Source organism: Microbacterium sp. 69-7 (genome assembly GCF_001897985.1).
GTDB lineage: Bacteria > Actinomycetota > Actinomycetes > Actinomycetales > Microbacteriaceae > Microbacterium > Microbacterium laevaniformans.
The window spans coordinates 80,338-85,944 of the sequence record NZ_MKRU01000075.1 but is presented as its reverse complement, the minus strand read 5'-3'; the positions used below and the strand labels follow the sequence as shown (position 1 = coordinate 85,944).

5 protein-coding genes and 1 tRNA gene are annotated in these 5,607 nt (G+C 68.2%); 4 read left to right on the top strand and 2 right to left on the bottom strand.

Features of this window, described 5'->3' with window-relative positions:
- Window positions 1-911, top strand: a 911-nt coding sequence (gene pyk / locus BGN98_RS07300; RefSeq protein WP_288120508.1) for a pyruvate kinase, incomplete at its 5' end; no start/stop codon positions are given.
- A gap of 207 nt (window positions 912-1,118) precedes the next feature.
- Here the strand turns inward: pyk and BGN98_RS07295 are convergent.
- Window positions 1,119-1,199, bottom strand: a tRNA-Leu gene (locus BGN98_RS07295).
- A gap of 56 nt (window positions 1,200-1,255) precedes the next feature.
- On the opposite strand from BGN98_RS07295, the gene BGN98_RS07290 reads away from it, so the two are divergent.
- Complete coding sequence (locus BGN98_RS07290) at window positions 1,256-1,876, top strand: ANTAR domain-containing response regulator (RefSeq protein WP_036315320.1); 621 nt, start codon at window positions 1,256-1,258, stop codon at window positions 1,874-1,876.
- Between the two features lie 29 nt (window positions 1,877-1,905).
- Here the strand turns inward: BGN98_RS07290 and BGN98_RS07285 are convergent, their stop codons facing one another.
- Window positions 1,906-2,337, bottom strand: a complete 432-nt coding sequence (locus tag BGN98_RS07285) for a hotdog fold thioesterase (RefSeq protein ID WP_036315323.1) — start codon at window positions 2,335-2,337, stop codon at window positions 1,906-1,908.
- 65 nt (window positions 2,338-2,402) lie between these two features.
- On the opposite strand from BGN98_RS07285, the gene polA reads away from it, so the two are divergent.
- Both polA and BGN98_RS07275 read left to right on the top strand, forming a co-directional pair.
- A complete protein-coding gene (gene polA, locus BGN98_RS07280) occupies window positions 2,403-5,075 on the top strand; it encodes a DNA polymerase I (RefSeq protein ID WP_288120506.1) in 2,673 nt (890 codons plus the stop codon).
- Between the two features lie 109 nt (window positions 5,076-5,184).
- On the top strand, window positions 5,185-5,607 hold a 423-nt coding region (locus tag BGN98_RS07275), incomplete at its 3' end, for a DUF885 family protein (RefSeq protein ID WP_288120504.1).

Sequence of the window (5,607 nt, the reverse complement as noted above, 5' to 3'; positions counted from 1 at the left end):
TCCAGGCCGGCGCCGACCTCATCGCGCTGTCGTTCGTGCGCGACGCCGCCGACATCACCCGCGTGCACGAGATCATGGCGGAGGAGGGACGCAAGGTCCCCGTGATCGCCAAGATCGAGAAGCCGCAGGCGGTGGACAATCTCGAGGAGATCATCGACGCGTTCGACGGCATCATGGTCGCCCGCGGTGACCTCGCGGTCGAGCTTCCGCTGGAGGCCGTGCCGGTCGTGCAGAAGCGCGCTGTCGAGATGTGCCGCCGGATGGCGAAGCCCGTCATCGTCGCGACGCAGATGCTCGAGTCGATGACCCACGCCCCGGTGCCCACGCGCGCCGAGGCCTCCGACGTCGCCAACGCCGTCCTCGACGGCGCGGACGCCGTCATGCTCTCCGGTGAGACCAGCGTCGGCGACTACCCGGTCGTGACGGTGCAGACCATGGCCCGCATCGTCGAGTCGACCGAGGAGCACGGTCTCGAGCGGATCCGTCCCTTCAGCGCCAAGCCCCGCACGCAGGGCGGCATCCTGACCCTCGCCGCGAACGAGGTGGCGGAGTTCATCGAGGCGAAGTACATCGCCATCTTCACGGAGTCCGGCGACACCGCGCGCCGCATGTCGCGCCTGCGCCCCGGCATCCCGATGATGGCTTTCGCCGTCGACCCGGCCATCCGCCGCCGCATGGCGCTGACGTGGGGCGTGCAGTCGACGCTCGTGGAGCACGTCGCGCACACCGACATGATGTTCATGCAGGTCGACGAGTTCTTCCTCGGCCAGGGCCTCGCCACCGAAGGGGACAAGGTCGTCGTGATCTCCGGTTCCCCTCCCGGAATCATCGGCTCGACCAACGACATCCGGGTGCACCGGATCGGCGACGCCGTTCACGGCAAGGCGCCGATCTACCAGTCGGAGAAGTAGGTCGCAGAGACACCAGAGGGCGGATGCCGGGATCGCCGGCATCCGCCCTCTGCGTTGCGCGCCGGTGGGGGGGTCGTCCCCACGGCCCCTCCACACGCCGCTCCGCGGCGCGCGGAGCCTCCGGCCGCGTGGGCCCACCCACACGCGCGTCCCACCACGACACCACCGCAACGCAAGATGCGGCGCCCACAGGCACCGCATCTTCCGTGCCGGTGGTGGGAGTCGAACCCACACGTCCGAAGACAACCGAGTTTGAGTCGGTCGCGTCTGCCATTCCGCCACACCGGCGCACGCGGACGTTCATCAGCGCACGTCCGGGATTGACCATACCGTAGGATTCAAAGGTGACTGAGCAGGAACCGAGCACGACTCCCACGGCATCCTCCCCGCGACGCGTCGTCGTCGCCGAGGACGAATCGCTGATCCGCCTCGACATCGTCGAGATTCTCCGCGACAACGGCTTCGACGTCGTGGGGGAGGCCGGTGACGGGGAGACCGCCGTGCAGCTGGCGACCGAGCTGCGCCCGGACCTCGTCATCATGGACGTGAAGATGCCCGTCCTCGACGGCATCAGCGCCGCCGAGAAGCTCAGCAAGAACCACATCGCCCCCGTCGTGCTGCTGACTGCGTTCAGCCAGAAGGAGCTCGTCGAGCGGGCCAGCGAGGCCGGCGCCCTGGCCTACGTGGTCAAGCCCTTCACCCCCAACGACCTGCTCCCGGCGATCGAGATCGCCCTCGCGCGGTACGAGCAGATCATCACCCTCGAGGCCGAGGTCGCCGACATGGTCGAGCGCTTCGAGACCCGTAAGCTCGTCGACCGCGCCAAGGGCCTGCTCAACGAGAAGATGGGCCTGAGCGAGCCCGAGGCGTTCCGCTGGATCCAGAAGGCCTCGATGGACCGCCGCCTGACGATGCAGGACGTCGCCAAGGCGATCATCGAGCAGCTCTCGCCAAAGAAGGGCTGACCCGCGCCTCGAGGCGCGGACGCGCCGGCTCAGGACGGCGTGCGCTCCCTGATCATGTTCGTGATGCGGATCGTCGAGCAGCGCCGCCCCTGATCGTCGGTCACGACGATCTCGTGGACCGTGAGGCTGCGGCCGAGATGCACAGGGGTGCAGACCCCGGTGACGACGCCGCTCGTGGCCGATCGCGTGTGGGTCGCGTTGATGTCGACGCCGACGGCGAGTCGACCGGGGCCGGCGTGGAGATTGGCCGCCATGGAGCCGAGGGACTCCCCGAGAACGACGTACGCGCCGCCGTGCAGCAGTCCGACAGGTTGGGTGTTGCCCTCGACCGGCATCGTCGCGACGGAGCGCTGGATGCTGAACTCCGTGAACTCGATGCCCATCTTCTCGGCGAGGGCTCCCATTCCGCGCTGACGCGCCCAATCCATGCCGTCGTCGACAGGGGAGTTCTCAGCGGTCATCGTCCACCTTCGGAAGTGATCGGGTCGGGAGTTCCGGTGTCCGTCCCCGCGTCTAGAGTTGCAGGGTGACGGACTCCGCAAAGCCTACTCTCCTCGTCGTAGACGGCCATTCGCTGGCGTACCGCGCCTTCTTCGCCCTTCCCGTGGACAACTTCACGACGCGCGACGGTCAGCACACGAACGGCATCTACGGCTTCCTGTCGATGTTCGTCAACCTCGTCAAAGCGGAGCAGCCGACGCATCTCGCCGTCGCCTTCGACACGTCCCGTCACTCCTTCCGCACCGAGGAGTACCCCGAGTACAAGGCGAACCGCTCCGAGTCGCCGGCGGAGTTCAAGGGCCAGATTCCTCTGCTGCAGGACTGCCTCGCCGCGATGAACGTGACGGTGCTCACCGAGGAGGGCATCGAGGCCGACGACATCCTCGCGACCCTCGCCACGCGCGGTGCGGACGAGGGCTACGACGTCCTCGTCTGCTCCGGCGACCGTGACACCATCCAACTCGTCACCGACGACGTGACGCTGCTGTACCCGAGCGTGCAGGGCGTGTCGCAGCTCAAGCGCTACACGCCGGATGCCGTCGTCGAGAAGTACGGCCTGCCGCCCGCCAACTACCCCGACATCGCCGCGCTCGTGGGCGAGACCAGCGACAACCTGCCGGGGGTGCCGAAGGTGGGCGAGAAGACGGCCGTCAAGTGGCTCACGCAGTGGGGGAGCCTGGACGCTCTGCTCGAGAACGCCGACAAGATCACGGGTGTCGTGGGGGGCAACCTGCGCGACCACCTCGACGACGTGCGCCGCAACAGGAACCTGAACGCGCTGCTGCGCGATGTCGAGCTGGGCGTCGGACCGGCCGACCTTGCGGTGCAGCCGATCGACGCGCAGGCCGTTCGCGACATCTTTGCTCGACTGGAGTTCCGCACCCTTCTGCCGCGCGTTTTCGAGGCCGTCGGCGCCGACCTCGACGACGGCGCCGACCACGCGGCGAACACGATCGCAGCGCCCAAGCCCGTCGAGGTCGACGCCGCCGCGCTCGAGGCATGGGTCGCCGCCCGCACTGCGGCCGACGACGCCGAGGAGGTGGCACTCATGCTCACGACGGAGGGCGGCCTTCCCGCACGACTGGGCCTCGCCACCGGCGATGAGGCCATCGAGACGACCTGGTCGACGGACGTTTCCGCGACTCTCGGGCCCTGGTTGAGCAGTGATGCGCCGAAGGTCATTGCTGACGCCAAGGCACAGGTGAAGGCCCTCCGACGTGCCGGAGTGCGACTGCGGGGCCTGGTTTTCGACCCGATCCTCGCCGGGTGGCTGCTGCGCCCCAGCTTTCCCGACAAGGGGCTCGGTGACCTCGTCGACCGCTATCTCGACGAGAAGCTGCCCGAGGCCGATCCGACGCAGCTGGTACCCGAGACCGAAGGCGCCACCCCGGGTCAACTGTCGTGGTACGCACTGCGCGTCGCCGACGCCATGCGGGCCCAGATGCCCGCGTCGGTCGCCCGTGTGATGACCGAGATCGAACTGCCCACTCTCGACACCCTGGCCGACATGGAAGTGGCCGGCGTCGCCGTCTCGCACGAGAAGCTCTCGGGGTTCTCTGCGGAGCTGGGCGCGCGCGCCGAGGCCGTTGCCCAGCTCGCCTACGCCGAGATCGGGCGGGAGGTGAACCTGGGCTCACCCAAGCAGCTGCAGGAAGTGCTGTTCGAACAGCTCGAGCTGCCGAAGACACGCAAAACGAAGACGGGCTATTCCACCGACGCCGCGGTGCTCGCCGACCTGCAGGAGTCGAACCCGCACCCGTTCCTCGATCTGCTTCTGCAGCACCGCGAGGCGACGAAGCTCCGTCAGATCATCGAGTCGCTCGATGCGTCGATCGGCAATGATCGCGCCGCCGGCTCCGACGGCCGCATCCATACGACGTACGTGCAGACGGGCAGCCAGACGGGGCGTCTGTCGAGCACCGACCCGAACCTGCAGAACATCCCGATCCGCACGGAGGAGTCTCGGCGCATCCGCGCCGCGTTCGAGGTCGGCGAGGGCTACGAGACCCTGCTGACGGCGGACTACTCGCAGATCGAGATGCGCATCATGGCGCATCTGTCCGGCGACGAGGGTCTCATCGAGGCCTTCAACTCGGGCGAGGACCTGCACCGGTTCGTCGGCGCACGGGTGTTCGGCGTCGAGCCGGCCGACGTGACCCCGGCCATGCGCACAAAGGTCAAGGCGATGAGCTACGGCCTCGTGTACGGCCTCAGCGCGTTCGGTCTGTCGAAGCAGCTGCGCATCGAACAGTCCGAGGCCAAGCTCTTGATGACGGAGTACTTCGCCCGATTCGGCGCGGTCCGCGACTACCTGCGCTCCTCCGTCGAACGGGCCCGCATCGACGGGTACACGGAGACGATCTTCGGTCGGCGTCGACCGTTCCCGGATCTGGCCAGCCCCAATCGGGTGCTGCGCGAGAACGCGGAGCGTGCGGCACTGAACGCACCGATCCAGGGCAGCGCGGCCGACATCATGAAGATCGCCCTCTTCCGCATCCACGACGAGTTCCGAGCCCAGGGTGTCGCTTCGCGGGTGCTGCTGCAGATCCACGACGAACTCGTCGTCGAGGTGGCCCCGGGGGAGTGGGACCTCGTCGAGCAGATCGTCCACGACCGCATGGGTGATGCCGCAGAGCTGTCCGTGCCCCTGGACGTACAGATCGGTCGCGGGGAGAACTGGGACGTCGCCGGCCACTGAGCTCGCCCGAGGAGGATCGCAGGCCGCGGGGGAGCACGGCTGAGATCGCGTGCCGTCCGCCCCGGCATCCGAGCCCACGCCAGTGCCGCGTCGGGATTAGGCTCGAAGAATGACTGACTCCCCACGTACCCCCACGCCTATCGACGCGATCGCCGAGGCATGGGTCGACACCTCTGCCGAGCTTTCTCCGGGACTGGCCACCTACATCGGGCGCTTCGAGCACAACGGCCGTCTCGACGACCTCTCACCCGCGGGCACAGCGGCGCGCATCGACGCCACGCGTGCCACGCTGTCGGCCTTGCAGGCGGCCGAGCCGGTCGACGACGTGGACGTGGTCACCAAGGCCGACCTCGCCGGCGACCTCGAGCTCTCGCTCGCGCTGCACGAGGCCGGTGCGCACCTGCGCGACCTCAACGTGATCGCCTCGCCCGCGCAGGAGCTGCGCAACGTGTTCGACCTGATGCCCACCGACACGGTCGAGGACTGGTCGGTGATCGCTGCGCGACTGTCGGCCATCCCCGACGCGATCGGC